This is a genomic window from Mesorhizobium sp. PUT5 (assembly GCF_052216645.1).
Lineage (GTDB): Bacteria > Pseudomonadota > Alphaproteobacteria > Rhizobiales > Rhizobiaceae > Mesorhizobium.
In genome coordinates, this window is sequence record NZ_JBQOSO010000001.1 from 250308 (window position 1) to 265347 (window position 15040).

General features: G+C 66.2%; 13 protein-coding genes. 11 read left to right on the top strand and 2 right to left on the bottom strand.

What is annotated here, in order from left to right:
- Positions 1 to 26: 26 nt before the first annotated feature.
- The 11 genes from ACTDI4_RS01165 (at position 27) to ACTDI4_RS01215 (ending at position 13300) form a co-directional block, all read left to right on the top strand.
- Complete coding sequence (locus ACTDI4_RS01165; protein WP_442839382.1) at positions 27 to 596, top strand: peroxidase-related enzyme; 570 nt, start codon at positions 27 to 29, stop codon at positions 594 to 596.
- Between the two features lie 262 nt (positions 597 to 858).
- Positions 859 to 1749 (top strand): helix-turn-helix domain-containing protein, encoded by an 891-nt coding sequence (locus tag ACTDI4_RS01170; protein ID WP_442839383.1) that lies wholly within the window; start codon positions 859 to 861, stop codon positions 1747 to 1749.
- Between the two features lie 136 nt (positions 1750 to 1885).
- Entirely contained in the window at positions 1886 to 4078 is a 2193-nt protein-coding gene (locus ACTDI4_RS01175; RefSeq protein WP_442839384.1) for a TonB-dependent siderophore receptor, read from the top strand.
- Positions 4079 to 4172: 94 nt separating this feature from the next.
- Complete coding sequence (locus ACTDI4_RS01180) at positions 4173 to 4946, top strand: ATP-binding cassette domain-containing protein (RefSeq protein ID WP_442839465.1); 774 nt, start codon at positions 4173 to 4175, stop codon at positions 4944 to 4946.
- Positions 4947 to 4948: 2 nt separating this feature from the next.
- Complete coding sequence (locus ACTDI4_RS01185) at positions 4949 to 5830, top strand: iron-siderophore ABC transporter substrate-binding protein (RefSeq protein WP_442839385.1); 882 nt, start codon at positions 4949 to 4951, stop codon at positions 5828 to 5830.
- Positions 5823 to 7793 carry a Fe(3+)-hydroxamate ABC transporter permease FhuB gene (gene fhuB / locus ACTDI4_RS01190; protein ID WP_442839386.1) on the top strand — a complete coding sequence of 657 codons (1971 nt, stop codon included), beginning with the start codon at positions 5823 to 5825 and terminating at the stop codon, positions 7791 to 7793. The genes ACTDI4_RS01185 and fhuB overlap by 8 nt, the downstream gene beginning before the upstream one ends.
- Positions 7786 to 8883, top strand: coding sequence for a DUF2218 domain-containing protein (locus ACTDI4_RS01195; protein WP_442839387.1), 1098 nt, complete (start codon positions 7786 to 7788; stop codon positions 8881 to 8883). Before fhuB ends, ACTDI4_RS01195 begins: the two co-directional genes overlap by 8 nt.
- 39 nt (positions 8884 to 8922) lie before the next feature.
- Entirely contained in the window at positions 8923 to 10689 is a 1767-nt protein-coding gene (locus ACTDI4_RS01200; RefSeq protein ID WP_442839388.1) for an ABC transporter ATP-binding protein, read from the top strand.
- 180 nt (positions 10690 to 10869) lie between these two features.
- The gene (gene exbB, locus ACTDI4_RS01205; RefSeq protein ID WP_442839389.1) at positions 10870 to 11883 is read left to right on the top strand and encodes a tonB-system energizer ExbB; all 1014 of its coding nucleotides are present in this window, start codon (positions 10870 to 10872) and stop codon (positions 11881 to 11883) included.
- Between the two features lie 8 nt (positions 11884 to 11891).
- Positions 11892 to 12344, top strand: a complete 453-nt coding sequence (gene exbD / locus ACTDI4_RS01210; RefSeq protein WP_442839390.1) for a TonB system transport protein ExbD — start codon at positions 11892 to 11894, stop codon at positions 12342 to 12344.
- Positions 12345 to 12346: 2 nt separating this feature from the next.
- Positions 12347 to 13300, top strand: a complete 954-nt coding sequence (locus ACTDI4_RS01215) for a TonB family protein (RefSeq protein WP_442839391.1) — start codon at positions 12347 to 12349, stop codon at positions 13298 to 13300.
- A gap of 28 nt (positions 13301 to 13328) precedes the next feature.
- On the opposite strand, the gene ACTDI4_RS01220 is transcribed toward ACTDI4_RS01215, so the two are convergent.
- Positions 13329 to 14087 carry an iron ABC transporter ATP-binding protein gene (locus tag ACTDI4_RS01220; protein WP_442839392.1) on the bottom strand — a complete coding sequence of 253 codons (759 nt, stop codon included), beginning with the start codon at positions 14085 to 14087 and terminating at the stop codon, positions 13329 to 13331.
- On the bottom strand, positions 14084 to 15037 hold the full coding sequence (locus tag ACTDI4_RS01225; protein ID WP_442839466.1) for an iron chelate uptake ABC transporter family permease subunit: 954 nt from the start codon (positions 15035 to 15037) through the stop codon (positions 14084 to 14086). The genes ACTDI4_RS01220 and ACTDI4_RS01225 overlap by 4 nt, the downstream gene beginning before the upstream one ends.
- Between the last annotated feature and the right edge of the window lie 3 nt (positions 15038 to 15040).

Consider the following 15040-nt stretch of genomic DNA (forward strand, 5'->3'; position numbering starts at 1 on the left):
CATGCCGATTTCCGAGGAGACCAGCCGTGACCGCATATCCGATCAGCCGCTTTGCCGTTCCCGAGATCAAGGACCTTCCCAGCGATATTGCCGAGCGCATCCTCGCCGTGCAGGAGAAGTCGGGCTTCGTGCCCAACGTGTTCCTGGTGCTCGCCCGTCGGCCGGACGAGTTCCGCGCCTTCTTCGCCTATCACGACGCGCTGATGGACAAGCCCGGCGACATCACCAAGGCCGAGCGCGAAATGATCGTCGTCGCCACCAGCAACGCCAACCAGTGCCAGTATTGCGTTGTGGCGCACGGCGCGATCCTGCGCATCCGCGCCAAGAACCCGCTTGTTGCCGATCAGGTCGCCATCAACTACCGCAAGGCCGACATCACGCCGCGCCAGAAGGCGATGCTCGATTTCGCCATGAAGGTTTCGGCGCGCGCCTATGATGTCGGCGATGACGACATGGAGACGCTCAGGGCGCACGGCTTCTCGGAAGAGGACATCTGGGACATCGCCGCCATCGCTGCCTTCTTCGGCATGTCCAACCGCCTCGCCAATGCCACCAGCATGCGGCCCAACGACGAGTTCTACTCGCTGGGGCGCTGACCATGGCGGCACGCCACTCGCCATCGATGCTCCGCGCGTGATCCTGGCAGCCTGAGCGCGGTCCGGCCCGCGTTGAAGCGGTGTCTCGCCGCAGCATTGCGGTCAATGCCCATTTTATGACTGGGGGCAGAACCTCCGGCACGCGGTTGCCTCGGCGGTCGGGCACGATCGCCAGCGGAACATGTTGAGCCGGCCAAAAACATGATATAAATTGTCAAGATAATGGCAGGCCGGCGACGCCGATCAACGAAAGAGGGCGCCTGTGAACTTCATTCCGCGCATGGAAAGCCGCATCCAGGGCTTTTCTGTCCAAGGCGGCCTGAAATGGCGCGTCTGGGATGGCGTTGTCGCCGATCTTTGGGACGTGTCATGCTCCAAACATGCCGAAGGCCGCTACATCTCTCCCGATCCCAGGCTGTTCATCGTGCTGGAACTGGATGGCGACGGGGCCTTCGACCTCAGGGAAGAGGCGTCCGGCAAGTTCAGGCAGCATCAGCGTCCATTCTCGATGAGCTATATTCCGGCGGGACTGCCGGTGAACAGCCGGGTCGAGGGCCTGCACCGCATCAAGCATCTCGATCTGCATTTCGACGAGGCCGCCTTGACGCGGCGCTTCGGCAGGGGCTTCGAGCGTGACGCTCTCCACGAAACACGCCTGCAATTCCATGACGACACGGTCGCCGCCTTTGGCGGCCTGATTGCGGCCGAATGCGGCAGCAGCAATCCGACCCACGACCTGTACGGCGAAAGCCTCGTGAACGCCCTGTTCGCCAAGCTTTTCAGCGTGAAGCGGCCGAGCGAACCGCGCCGCCGCATGGCGCTGCCGTCCCGCAGACTGCGCCTGCTCACCGACTACATCGACGCACATTGCCTGGAGACGATACGCCTCGCCGATCTGGCCAATCTCGCCGGCCTGTCGGAATCGGCCACCAGCCACGCCTTCAAGGCGGCAACCGGCATGCCTCCGCATCGCTGGCAGATGTATGCCCGCACCAGGAGGGTCCAGGACATGATGCTTCGCAATGCGGGATCGCTGGCCGATATCGCCGAGGCGGCGGGGTTCTTCGACCAGGCGCACATGACGCGCGTCTTCAAGTCGTTCGTCGGGCTGACCCCGGCGGCCTGGAAGAAGGGGCGCGCCGGGCTCGGGTGACATTTCCGCAACATGAGATGGAAACCATCCCTTTTTGGACAAAAACCGACAACCCGCGCAAATCGGTCCAATGACCAATAAATAAGTTGATATAAGCACTCAGGTATACGAGTAACGGACGACCTGGGGTTTTGGCATGGATCGCATTCGAGTGACAAAGTGGCTTCTGGCGGGAGGAACAAGCATCATCGCGCTGGTCCAGCCGTTCGGCGCTCTTGCACAGGATGCCCAGGAACGCATCCAGCTCGAAACGGTCGTGGTCGAGGGGCAGGGCGGCGGAACCGCGGGCGATGCGGCCACCGGCCCGGTCAAGGGGGTCGTGGCGAAGAAGACGCTGACCGGCTCGAAGACCGCGACCGACATCAAGGAAATCCCGCAATCCGTTTCGGTCGTCGGCCGCCAGGAGATCGACGACCAGGGCGCGCAGAAGGTGGATGAGGCGCTGCGCTACACGGCCGGCGTCTTCGCGCAGCCTTTCGGCCCCGACAGCGACACCAACTGGCTGTTCATCCGCGGCTTCCAGGCCACCGCGACCGGCGCCTACCTGGACGGGCTGCAACTGTTCAGCTACGGGTTCGGCGGCTTCTACGTGGATTCCTTCGGGCTGGAGCGCATCGAGGTCCTGAAGGGCCCGGCTTCGGTGCTCTACGGCGGCAGCAATCCGGGCGGGCTCGTCAACTACGTCAGCAAACGCCCGGATGGCCGCCTGCGCTATCTCGAAACCGGCGTCAACGACGCGGGCAATGCTTATCTCGGCTTCGACATCGGCGACATCGCCAATGAGGGCGTGGTCAGCTATCGCGTCAACGGCCGCGTGGCCGGAGGCGACACCTACAGCGATCTCCAGTACGGCTGGCGCGGCTTCGTCTCGCCCAGCATCACCTGGAAGCCGGACGAGCAGACCAGCCTGACGCTTCTGGCCAACTATTCCCATATCGACGAGAACCATGGCGGCGGCAGTTTCCTGCCCTATGAAGGCACCGTCGTGGATCGCGTCGTGGACGGCGTGAACTATGGCCGCATTCCGCGTGACGCCAACTACACCGAGACGAGCGTCGATCTCTACAAGCGCCAGCAGGGATCGCTCGGCTATGAGTTCGAGCACACGTTCGACAATAACTGGACGGTTCGCTCGAATGCCCGCTTCGGCGCCGCCGGCATCAGGGAAGTGAGCGTCTATCCGAACGGCTGGATAAGCCCGACGGAACTGGACCGCATCAATTTCGGCCATGACACCGACATCACGACCTTCCTGTCCGATACCCGGATCGAGGGTAAAGCGGACACCGGCCCGGTCGAGCATACGCTGCTGGCCGGCATCGACTACAAATACTACAACATCGATCAGGTTCAGTCGTCCGCCCTCTACGGCACGACGCCGCCGATCGATGCGTTCAACCCGATCTACGGCGCGCCGCTGACGCCGCGCGTCAGCTACCTCAACGAGGACCTCACGCAAAGGCAGCTCGGCATCTATGCGCAGGATCAGCTACGTTTTGCCGATGGCTGGCTGGTGACGCTGAACGGGCGCTACGACAGGGGCTGGCTCAGCGCTCACGAACGCCCGACCTTCTACGCGCCCGACCAGGATTTCGTGGACAAGCGCAGCGACGGCCAGTGGTCGGGCCGCGCCGGGCTGGCTTACGAGTTCGACAGCGGGATCACCCCTTATGTCAGCGTGGCGACCTTCTTCAACCCGATTATCGGCACGGATGCGAACGGCGCTCTGTTCGAGCCGGAAGAGGGCGTGCAATATGAAGCCGGAGTCAAATACACCCCGACCTTCATCGACGGCCTTTTCACGCTTTCGGTTTTTGACCTCACCCGCAGGAACGTGCCGGTGGCGAGCCCCAGCAATCCCTTTGCCCAGGTGCAGCTCGGGGAGGTGCGTTCGCGCGGCGTCGAGCTTGAAGGCAAGGTCAACGTCACCGAAGACTTCCGGCTGACGGCGGCCCTGACGGCCTACGACCTCGACATCACCAGGGACACGGACCCGACGGTGATCGGCAAGACGCCCTTCATCGTCCCAGAAGTCATGGCCTCCGCATCGGTCGACTATACGTTCCGGGGCGGCTGGTACGACGGCATCTCGCTCGGTGCCGGCGTGCGCTATATCGGCTCCTCCTGGGCCGACAACCAGAATACGCTGAAGGTGCCGGCCGCCGCGCTGGCCGACGTGAAGATCGGCTACGAGAAGGAGAACTGGGGCGTCAACCTCAACGTCACCAACCTCTTCGACAAGAACTATGTGGCGAGTTGCCAGACGGCGTTGACCTGCAGCTATGGCGAAGGGCGATCGTTCAAGCTGAGGGTCCACACGACTTGGTAGTTTTGCGGCTCACTATCGGCGCGGCATGGCGGGAGGGCGTGATCGCGCTCCCGCATCGCCTTGGGAAGCCGCCGTGAACGCCGGGGCTCGGGATATGCCGCTCTACCGGATCGACGGGGCGACGCTTTCCATCGGCGGGCGCCTGATCGTCGAGCCGACGAACCTGACGCTTGCGCCGGCGCGCATCTACGGCCTCGTCGGGCCGAACGGTTCGGGAAAGAGCTCGCTCGTCAAGATGCTGGCCCGCCAGCAGCAGCCGAGCGGCGGGGCGATCAGCCTTCTCGGCCGGCAGCTTGCCGGGTTCGCTGATCGCGACTTCGCCCGCCACGTCGCCTATATGCCGCAATTCACGCCGCCGGCCGAAAGCCTGACGGTGCGCGAACTGGTCGCGCTGGGGCGGTTCCCATGGCACGGAACGCTGGGGCGCTTCTCCGCCGCCGACCATGCAAAGGTCGAACAGGCCCTGGCGCAGGCCGACCTGCAGGCTTTCTCCGGCCGCCTGGTCGACAGCCTCTCCGGCGGCGAACGCCAGCGCGCCTGGCTTGCCATGATGCTGGCGCAGGATACGCGCTGCCTCCTGCTCGACGAGCCGACATCGGCGCTGGATGTCGCCCATCAGGTCGAAATGCTGTCGCTGGTGCGCAAGCTCAGCCGCGAGCGCGAGATCGGCGTGCTCATCGTGCTGCACGACATCAACATGGCCGCGCGCTATTGCGACGAGATCATCGCGCTGCGTGGCGGGAAGGTGGTCGCGCAAGGCGTACCGGAAGAGATTTTTCACGGCGACGTGCTTGCCGAGATCTACGGGCTCGCCATGGGCATCATCCCCCACCCGGTCACCGGCGGCCCGATCGGCTACGTGCTCTGACAATGAAGCTTTGGCCCAATCGACGCCATGTGCTCGGGCTTGCGGCCGCCGCGCTGCTGGCGCCCGTCACGGCCGGATCGGCGACGCCGGTCCGCGTCGCCGCGATCGACTGGGGCATGCTGGAGACCCTGATTGCGCTGGGTCTGGAGCCGGTTGCGGCGACCGAACTCGTCCAGTTCCGCAAGATGGCGGTGGAACCGGTGGTGCCGCAGGCCGTCTCCGATCTCGGATTGCGCGGCACGCCGAATTACGAACTGCTGCGCATCATTGCGCCCGACCTCATCGTCATCTCCAATTTCTACGAGTATCAGCGCGGCCTCCTGGAGCGGATCGCGCCGGTCTTTTCGCACACCGTCTACCAGCCCGGAACGCCGCCCTATGCTCTGGCCGAGCAAGCCACGCTCGCGCTCGGTGAAAAGCTCTCGCGGCGGACCGAGGCGGGCAACTACGTCGCCGGGACGGCGGCCGAAATGGAGCGGCTGCATGCCCGGCTGTCCGCCGGCGCCAAAAGGCCCGTCTTCGTCATCAGCCTCGGAGATTCGCGCCATTTCCGCGCCTTCGGCCGGGATTCGATGTTCGGCGACGTGCTTTCGCGGCTCGGCGTGGCCAATGCGTGGATCGACGAGACCAGCTACAGTGCCGCCGCCCCGGTCGGACTGGAGGCGCTGGCGCTTGTGCCCGACGCCTCTATCCTGATCGTGGCGCCGCTGCCGGCCGATGTCGGACGGACGCTGCCCGAAAACGCCTTGTGGAACGCCTTGCCGGCCGTGCGCGAGGGGCGGGTCTCCATTCTGGAGCCGGTCAATCATTTCGGCTGCCTGCCGTCGGCGCGGCGTTTCGCGCGCCTTGCCGCGGCGGCCTTGCGCGAGCAGGCCGATGGCTGAACGCGTTTCTCCGCCTCTTGCTCTGTGGAGCGCGATGGCGTTTGCCGCCGCCCTCTTGTTTGCCTGGCACATGAGGATGCCGCCGAGCGTTCCGACCGGCGGGTTGGAACTCGACCGGGTCATCCTGCTCTACAGCACGTTGCCGCGCGCGGCGGTGGCGGTGCTGGCCGGTGCGGTGCTCGGCCTGTCGGGGCTTCTTTTGCAGCGCGTGCTGCGCAACCCGCTGGCGGAACCCTCGACGCTCGGCATTTCGGCCGGCGCCCAACTGGCCATGGCCGCGGCGACGCTCCATGCGCCCGCGCTGATGGCGTGGTCGCAGGGGATGGTGGCGTTTGCCGGCGGCATTGCGGCGGTGGCGCTGGTGCTGTCGCTGACATGGCGGCGCGGGCTGGAGCCGGTGTCCGTCGTGCTCGCCGGAATGATGGTGGCCCTGACCGCCAGTTCCGTCAGCGCCGCGCTCATCCTGGCCAATGGCGACTATCTGTTCTCGCTGTTCATCTGGGGCGGCGGCTCGCTGGTGCAGCAGGGCTGGGGGCCGAGCGTGGCGCTGGCGGTACGGCTGCTGATCGGTGCCGGCGGTGCCATGCTGCTGTTGCGCCCGCTGACCATTCTGGGCCTCGACGACGCCTCGGCGCGCAACCTCGGCGTGGGGCGCCACGCCAGCCGGTTCCTCATCATCGCGCTGGCTGTCTGGATGGCGACCACGGTCGTCGCCGAAGTCGGCGTCATCGGCTTCGTCGGCCTTGCCGCACCCGCGCTGGCCACGCTTTCGGGCGCGCGCTCGCTGCGGCAGAAGCTGTTGGCGGCGCCGCTGATTGGCGCCATCCTGCTATGGCTGACCGACGGGCTGGTTCAACTCGCGGCCGGCGCCGGCGGCGAACGCATCCCGACCGGCGCCGGCACGGCGCTTCTGGGCGGCCCCGTGCTGCTCTGGCTCCTGCCGCGGCTGCGCATGTTCGAATGGCCGAGCCTGAGCGCCGCCGCCACGCCGCTGCGCAAGCTGGGCAGGCCCTGGCCGGTCATCGCCCTGATGCTGGCGGTGGCGTTTTTCGCGGCAGCGGCCGCCCTTCTTCTCGGGCGTGGGCCGGGAGGCTGGACGGTCGCGCATGGCGCCGCGCTCGCCGACCTTGCCACCTGGCGCGCGCCGCGCATCGGCGTGGCTGCGGCAGCCGGCGCCATGCTTGCCGCGGCCGGCGTGGCGATCCAGCGCATCACCGGCAATCCGCTGGCAAGCCCGGAGGTGCTGGGCGTCGGCACCGCCGCCGGCGCCGGCCTTGCGGCGGTGCTCACCGTCAGTGCCACCGCCGGGCTCGGCTGGCAGCTTGCCGGCTCCGCCCTCGGTGCGCTTGTGGCGCTCATCGCCATGCTGGCCGTCGCCGCGCGGGCGCAATTCGGCCCCGAGCGCCTGCTGCTGGCCGGCATCGCCATGAGCGCGCTGTGCAGCGCCCTCGTCACTGCCGCGATCGCCATGGGCAACATGCAATCCTATATGCTGCTGCGCTGGCTGAGCGGTTCCACCAGCCAGGCATCCGGCATGGACGCATGGACGGCCTTTGGCGCGCTGGCCGTGCTGACCGTGCCGCTGTTTGCGGTCGCCCGCTGGCTCGACATCCTTCCGCTCGGCAGCGCCGCGGCGCGGGCGCTGGGTGTTCCGGTCGCCGGCGCGCGCCTTATGCTGGTGGTTCTGTGCGCAGTATTGACGGCGATCGCGGCGATGTTCGTCGGACCGTTGAGCTTCATCGGCCTGATCGCCCCCCATCTGGCCCGGCTGATCGGCTTCGGGCGCGCCCGTGCCCACCTGGCCGGCGCGGCGCTGGCCGGCGCGGTCCTCATGATCGTGTCGGACTGGCTCTCGCGCATGGCCGCCTTTCCATACGAATTGCCGGTCGGCCTGTTCGCCTCGCTGATCGGCGGCCCCTACCTGGTTTACCTGCTTGCAAAAGGAATACCGCGCCATGGCTGACATGCCGAGGAATTTCAAGGCTTCCGCCGAAATCGTGCTGTCCTGCCCGCAGGACATCATGAAGCGGCTTTGCGCACACTTTGCCGAGCATGGCGACGTTTCCGTCCAGGGGGCCTGCAGCCGCATCGACACCGGTTTCGGCTCGGCCAGCCTGGAGGCCTGCGAACGCTGCCTGAAGGTTTTTGCCGAGAGCAGGGACGACGCCTCCCTCGCCTATGTCAAGCTCGCCATAGCAGAGCACCTGCTTCATTTCGCTTCGGCCGAAAGCCCCCGCATCGTCTGGCAGGGCGATGGCGCCGCCGGGCAACCGCTGCCATATTTCCGTGAGATGCGGGTCGTGCGCGCCGTCTCCGTCACGCCGCGCATGCGGCGCCTGACACTTTCGGGCAACGATCTCGGCCGCTTCGCCAGCGGCGGGCTTCACGTCCGCCTGCTGCTGCCGAAGGCAGGCGCCGCTCCCGCATGGCCGGTGACCGGCGAGGACGGCAGGCCGGCATGGCCGCAGGGAGAACTGCGGCCGGACGTGCGCATCTATACGATACGCCGCCTCGACGTGGACAAGGGAGAGGTCGACATCGATTTCGTGCTGCATGAAGGCGATCACATGCCGGGTGCGCGCTTCGCGGCCTGCGCGTCCGCCGGCGACGTCGTGGGCATGACCGGTCCCGGTGGCGGAACCGTGGGGGAAGCCGACTGGTATCTGCTGGCCGGCGACGAAACCGCCCTGCCGGCGATCGGCCGCATAGTGGAAAGCCTGCCGGCCCATGCGCAGGCCGTGGTTCGCATCGAGGTCGCCGACCGCGACGAGGAACAACATCTGGCGTCGGCGGCAGCGCTCGACATCCAGTGGCTGCATAGAAATGGCGTGGAACCCGGCAAGTCGACCTTGTTGGAGGATGCGGTCAGGCAGGTCCGCTGGCCCGGGGACGAGCGTCGCGTCTTTGCCTGGGCGGGGTGCGAACACAAGAGTTTCCGTGCCATCCGCGCCTATCTGCGCAAGGACAGGGAGCTGGCGCGCGAACAGCACCTGGCGGTCGCCTACTGGCGTTTCGGCTTCGAGGGTGATACCGCGCGCCGTAACGACGGTTGATCGGACGCCGTTTCCGCAACGCATACACAGCCGAAAGCCATGCTTAGCCGTTTCATCGAATATTACCGGCCCTGGAAGGGGCTTTTTCTGCTCGACTTCAGTTGCGCGGTGCTTGCGGGCCTGCTCGAGCTCGGCTTTCCCATGGCCGTCAAGCTGTTCATCGACCGTCTCTTGCCGACACAGCAATGGGTGACCATCCTGCTGGCGACGATAGGATTGCTTGTCGTCTATCTGGTCAATACCGGCCTCATGGCGGTGGTGGTCTATTGGGGCCACAAGCTCGGCATCAACATCGAGACCGAGATGCGCCGCAAGAGCTTCGACCATCTGCAGAAGCTCTCGTTCCGCTTCTACGACAACAACAAGACCGGCCATCTGCTGGCGCGCGTGACCAAGGATCTGGAGGAGATCGGCGAGGTCGCGCATCATGGTCCCGAAGACCTGTTCATCGCGGTCATGACGTTCCTGGGCGCCTTCGTGCTGATGTTCATGGTCAATCCGAAGCTGGCGCTGATAACCGCTGCCATCGTGCCGATGGTGGCGTGGGTCACCAGCCGCTACGGCGCACGCATGACGCGCAATTGGCAGGCGCTCTACAGGCGCGTCGGCGATTTCAACGTGCGGCTGGAAGAGAATCTCGGCGGCATGCGCGTCGTGCAGGCCTTCGGCAACGAAGACCATGAGCGCGACCTTTTCGCCCGGGACAATGCGGGCTATCGCCGGACCAAGCTCGCGGCCTATCGGATTATGGCCGCCAGCACCTCGCTCAGCTATATGAGCATGCGCCTGATCCAGCTCGTGGTGATGATCGCGGGCAGCTATTTCGTGTTGAACGGCGAGCTTTCGAACGGCGGTTTCGTCGGCTTCCTGCTGCTCGTCAACGTCTTCTTCCGGCCGATCGACAAGATAAACTCGGTGATCGAAACCTATCCCAAGGGGATCGCCGGCTTCCAGCGTTATCTGGAACTGCTCGACATGGAGCCGGACATCGCCGACAGGCCGGGTGCGAAGACCGTGAGCCGCCTGCATGGTGATATCGCCTATCGCGACGTGTCCTTCGGCTATTCCGGCGAGCGCCGGGTGCTGGAGCATGTCAACCTGGAGATTTCGGCTGGCGACACGGTGGCGTTCGTCGGTCCTTCGGGTGCCGGCAAGACGACGATATGTTCGCTGCTGCCGCGCTTCTACGAAATCGAGTCGGGCGCGCTGACGATCGACGGTATCGACATCCGCGACATGACGCTGGCCTCGCTGCGCGCGCAGATCGGCATCGTGCAGCAGGACGTGTTTCTGTTCGGCGGAACCCTGCGCGAGAACATCGCCTATGGGCGGCTCGACGCCTCCGAGGCCGAGATTCGCGAGGCCGCCCGCCGCGCCCGGCTCGAACAGGTCATCGACAGCCTGCCGGAAGGGCTCGACACCATCATCGGCGAGCGCGGCGTGAAGCTGTCCGGCGGCCAGAAGCAGCGCCTTTCGATCGCCCGCATATTCCTGAAGAATCCGCCTATCCTGATCCTCGACGAGGCGACGTCCTCGCTCGACACCGAAACGGAGCGTGAGATTCAGCGGTCGCTCTCGGAACTGTCGAAAGGGCGCACGACGCTGGTGATCGCGCACCGGCTGGCGACGATACGCCACGCGGATCATATCGTCGTCATCGACAGATCGGGCATCGTCGAGCAGGGCTCTCACGACCAGCTGCTGCTCTCCGACGGCTTGTACAAGCGATTGTACGCCACTCAATTCGACCACTCCGCCGCCACGGAAAAGACGGCGTCCGACCCGAGGTCCAAGCTGCTGAACTGAGCCGCCGCTCTCCAAAACCGTCATACAGCGCGTGCCGCTTTATTCTTGATAAAAATAGTCATGAATGGTACCGGATGCCGCGGCCGCTGTTGGCCGGCCGTCGAGAAGGCTTGTCGGCGGCTGGCGTCCCGGCTCGCCCTTGCGGCGCAGAGAGGAAGAGAGACGGTGCACTGTTTGAGAATGCTGAAGATATCCGGCGGCATGGCAACGTTGCTGCTGGCTGCGATCCCGATCTTGCCGGCGGGCGGCGCATCGGCTCAGGAGGGTGCGGCGCCGCCGTCCTTGTCGGAAAACTCCGCTTCCCGGCCGTCGGAGAATGCGCCTGCGCCGGCCGCCGAGCCTGCTCCCTCCGCTGCGGGCGGCACGTCGCTGCAATCGGATGCCGCGCCTTCCGCGACTGCAGACGGCGTCGGCGCGCCGACCGTCCTTTCCCAGCCGGAGCAGGAAGCCTCGGCAGCCGCTCGCATCGAGGAAGGGGCCTCGCAGCTACCCCGCAATTTGTCGCCATGGGGCATGTTCATGGCAGCCGACTGGGTGGTGAAGGCGGTGATGATCGGGCTGGTCTTCGCCTCGCTGGTCACCTGGACCGTCTGGCTGGCCAAGTCGCTTGAACTGGCGGGCGCGAAGCTTCGGCTGCGCGGCGCCCTGCGCACCATCCTGCACGCACGTTCGCTCGACGAAGCCGTGGAGCAACTGGGTCGGCGCACCGGCCCCGCGGCCCTGTTCGTGCGTGCCGCCGCGGACGAAATGCATGTCTCCGCCCCGAGCCTCGACCATGCGGAACCGTCGGGCGTCAAGGAGCGTGTCGAGTCCCGTCTCGCCCGCCTTCAGGTCCAGACCGGCAGAAGGTTGGGCATGGGCACGGGCGTTCTCGCCACCATCGGCTCGACTGCGCCCTTCGTCGGCCTGTTCGGCACGGTATGGGGCATCATGAACGCGTTCATCGGGATATCGGAGGCGCAGACCACGAACCTGGCCGTGGTCGCGCCCGGCATTGCGGAGGCGCTTCTGGCAACGGCGCTCGGCCTCGTCGCCGCCATTCCGGCGGTGGTCATCTACAATGTCTTTGCCCGCTCCATTGCCGGCTATCGGCAAGTCCTTGGCGACGCTGCAGCCGGCGTCCAGCGTCTGGTCAGCCGCGATCTCGATCGGCGGCGGGCGCCGGCGTCGCCGGCCGTCATGGCGGGGCAATAGGAGCGGATATGGCTGGCGGCATAAGGGACGGGTTCGGCGAGGACGACCTTCAGGAAAGCCACGAGATCAACGTGACCCCGTTCATCGACGTGATGCTCGTGCTCCTGATCATCTTCATGGTGGCGGCGCCGCTGGCGACGGTGGACGTGAATGTGGACCTTCCGGCCTCGACGGCCACGCCGGCGCCGAAACCCGACAAGCCGCTCTATGTCACCGTCAAGGACGACCTGTCGCTGGCGATCGGTCAGGATGCGGTTGCCCGCACGGCATTCCAGCAGGCGCTGACCCGGGCCACCGACGGCGATACCGAGCAGCGCATCTTCCTGCGCGCCGACCGGGCGGTCGCCTACGGCGACCTGATGGATGTCATGAACCTGCTCAGGGGCGCAGGCTATCTCAAGGTCGCCCTTGTCGGACTGGAAACGGTTCCCGACGCTGGCAGCGCTTCGCCGGTTCGATGACCATGGCGGCTTCATATGCGCAAAAGCCCTCTCCCGAGTTTGGAGGGTCGGACGCGATCCTCTGGTCGGCGGCGGCAGCGCTGGTCGTTGCCGCACATGCCGCCATCGGATGGTACGCCTACAATCGCGCGCCAGAGCCTTTCGCATCGGAACCGCCCGCCTCGGCGGTTATGATCGACCTTGCGCCGATGGCGGTCGCGCCCGAAGCGGTGCCGCTCGACGAAGCCGATCTGGTCGACAGCGCGGAGTCCGAGGCCGTGGAGGAAACCGAAACAGCGGAGCCGGTGCCCCAACCGGAGGCCGTCGAGGCCCAGCAGGCCGAGACAGAGGCGGCCGATACGGTCGAGACAGAGGTGGCCGAGCAGGCCGTCGCCGAAGCGCCGGTGCACGACCCCGTGGTCGAAGATGTCGCCGAGAGCGTTCCGGTCGACCAGGAAGAGATTGCCGAAGTCGTTCCCGATCCGGTCAACGTGCCGCTGCCCGAAGTGGCGATGGCGGTTCCGCAGCCGCGCCCCAGGCCGGCCGAACCTGCCCGGGTGAAAGAGCGCGATCCGGTCGAAAAGCCGGTCGTCAAGCCGGTCAGAAAGCCGCCGCCCGCGGCTGCGGCGCAGAAGGCAGCCGAGGCAGCCCCGCGCGCCGCCGCGCCGGCACCCAGCGCAGGCGCAGGGCGCTCGGTTTCTCCGGCCAGGTGGCAGGCGCGGGTCAACGCGCATCTCAACCGCTACAAGCGTTTTCCGACCGGCGCCAGGGCCGGCGGTATCGCCATGGTCCAGTTCACCATCAACCCGACCGGCGCCGTCACCGGCGCATCGCTTGTCCAGTCGTCCGGAGATGCCGCGCTCGACACCGCCGCCGTGGCGCTGGTGCAGCGGGCGTCGCCCATCCCCGCGCCGCCGCCGGAGATCGCCAAGGCCTCGATGCGGCTGACGGTGCCGATCCAGTTCTCGCGCCGCTGACCGGCCGGCGGGTCATGCCCCGGCGCCGTCAGCGGTAATAGATGCCGATGCGCTGGCCATCCATCAGCTCGACCCGGATGTCGAGGTCGTAGACGTCCCTCAGTATCTCGGGCCGGATCAGCGCTTCCGGCGGGCCCTGGTGGACGACCTTGCCGTTGCGCATGGCCACGATGTGGTCGGAGTAGCAGGAGGCGAAATTGATGTCGTGCAGCACCAGCATCACCGTCTTGCCCAGTTCGTCGGCGGCGCGGCGCAAGAGCTTCATCATGGTCACGGCATGCTTCATGTCGAGATTGTTGAGCGGCTCGTCGAGCAGCACGCAGTCGGTGTCCTGGCACAGGACCATGGCCACGAAGGCGCGCTGGCGCTGGCCGCCCGACAATTCGTCGAGGAAGCGTTCCGACAGGTCCTCCAGCCCCAGATAGGCGATGGCCCGCTCGACATGGCCGCGGTCGTCCGGCGTCATGCGGCCCTTCGAATAGGGGTAGCGGCCGAAGGTGACGAGGTCGTGCACCGTCAGCCGCGAAGCGATGGAATTGTCCTGGCGCAGGATGGAGAGCCGGCGCGCCAGCACGTCGCCGGGCGTCGTGGCGACGTCGAGCCCGTCGACCAGCACGCGGCCGCGGTCCATCGGCAACAGCCGGCTTATCATCGACAGGAGCGTCGACTTGCCTGCGCCGTTCGGACCGATGATTGAGGTGATGCCGCATGCCGGCAGGGCGAGCGTCACCGAATCCACCACCACGGTCTCGCCATAGGCCTTGGTGACGTCGCTTGCCTCGATCAACGCACGGTCCTCCGCAGGATGAGGGCGATGAAGGTGATGCCGCCCAGGAACTCGATGATGATGGAGAGCGCGGTATTGAAGGAGAACACCCGCTCCAGCACGAGCTGCCCGCCCACCAGGCAGATCACCGCCAGCAGCACGGCAACCGGCAGCACCACCGCATGGCGCGATGTGCCGGCAAGCTGGTAGGCGAGATTGGCCACCAGCAGGCCGAAGAAGGTGACGGGTCCGACCAGCGCCGTCGACACCGAGACCAGCACGGTGACCAGCACCAGTATGGCGGTGACGGTGCGCTTATGCGCCAGCCCGAGGTTTATCGCCGTCTCGCGCCCCAGGGCCAGCACGTCGAAGGTGTGGAACAGGCGCCAGGCGGCCAGCGAGGCGGCCAGCACGAGCACGGCCGCGATCAGCAGAAGCTCGCCATGGATGGTGTTGAAATTGGCGAAGAAGCGGTCTTGGAGCACCGCGAACTCGTTGGGATCGATCATGCGCTGCATCAGGTTCGACAGGCTGCGGAACAGCACCCCGAAGATGATGCCGACCAGCATCAACAGGTGCAGGCTGCGCAGTTCGCCCGACAGCATCCAGCGGTAGAGCATGGCCGAGAAGCCGACCATGGCGGCGGCTTCGACCACGAACATGACGCTGGGCCCGGCCTGGGCGAGCTGCGCCGAGCCGAACAGAAACACCACCAGCGTCTGGATCAGCATGTAGAGCGCGTCGAAGCCCATGATGGAGGGGGTGAGGATGCGGTTGCCGGTGATCGTCTGGAACAGCACCGTGGAGACGGCGATGGAATAGGCCACCAGCAGCATCGCCGCCAGCTTGGTGCCGCGGAACGGCAGCACGAAGTCCCACCTTCCCTTCACGCCAACCGTCATGAAGGCGACCGCCAGCGCGGCGGCCAGCAGCGCAAGCAGCGCCAGCACCGCGGCCGGACGCGAACGCAGTGC

Bases quoted from the DNA above. Each gene is read 5' to 3' on its own strand.
- ACTDI4_RS01195 (WP_442839387.1), top strand. From the start codon at position 7,786: ATGGCTGACATGCCGAGGAATTTCAAGGCTTCCGCCGAAATCGTGCTG.
- exbD (WP_442839390.1), top strand. From the start codon at position 11,892: ATGGCTGGCGGCATAAGGGACGGGTTCGGCGAGGACGACCTTCAGGAA.
- fhuB (WP_442839386.1), top strand. From the start codon at position 5,823: ATGGCTGAACGCGTTTCTCCGCCTCTTGCTCTGTGGAGCGCGATGGCG.
- ACTDI4_RS01180 (WP_442839465.1), top strand. From the start codon at position 4,173: ATGCCGCTCTACCGGATCGACGGGGCGACGCTTTCCATCGGCGGGCGC.
- exbB (WP_442839389.1), top strand. From the start codon at position 10,870: ATGCTGAAGATATCCGGCGGCATGGCAACGTTGCTGCTGGCTGCGATC.
- ACTDI4_RS01215 (WP_442839391.1), top strand. From the start codon at position 12,347: ATGGCGGCTTCATATGCGCAAAAGCCCTCTCCCGAGTTTGGAGGGTCG.
- ACTDI4_RS01185 (WP_442839385.1), top strand. From the start codon at position 4,949: ATGAAGCTTTGGCCCAATCGACGCCATGTGCTCGGGCTTGCGGCCGCC.
- ACTDI4_RS01175 (WP_442839384.1), top strand. From the start codon at position 1,886: ATGGATCGCATTCGAGTGACAAAGTGGCTTCTGGCGGGAGGAACAAGC.
- ACTDI4_RS01200 (WP_442839388.1), top strand. From the start codon at position 8,923: ATGCTTAGCCGTTTCATCGAATATTACCGGCCCTGGAAGGGGCTTTTT.